General features: G+C 61.1%; 1 pseudogene. It reads left to right on the top strand.

The window, feature by feature from the left end:
- Positions 1-357 (top strand): annotated as a pseudogene (locus tag AC1DLB_RS32475) (RHS repeat protein); the annotation flags it as partial.

The following is a 357-nucleotide window of genomic DNA, read 5'->3' as shown; positions in this document are numbered from 1 at the left end:
CAGGAGTTCGAGTACGACCAACAGGACCGGCTGATCACCGAGCATCAGGGCTGGGGAACGCTGCGCTATGGCTACGACGCCTGCGGCCAGCTCAACCGCCTGCGCCTGCCGGACGGCAGCAAGCTCGACTACCACCACGCCAAGGGTGGTGCGCTGACGGCTATCGACCTTAATGGCACACGTCTTACAAACCACACGTACAAATCCGGTCGAGAACTACAGCGCCAGCAAGGCCTGCTGCTCAGCGAATATGCCTACGACGACCAGAGCCGGCTAAAGGCCCACGCCGTCAGCCAACAGCAAAAAAGCCTGTACCGCCGCGACTATGCCTACAGCCTCAACGGCAATCTCGACAGC

This window comes from Pseudomonas sp. 05N434 (assembly GCF_056396965.1).
Note: the sequence above shows the minus strand (reverse complement) of the source record. Positions and strands in the feature narration are given on the sequence as shown.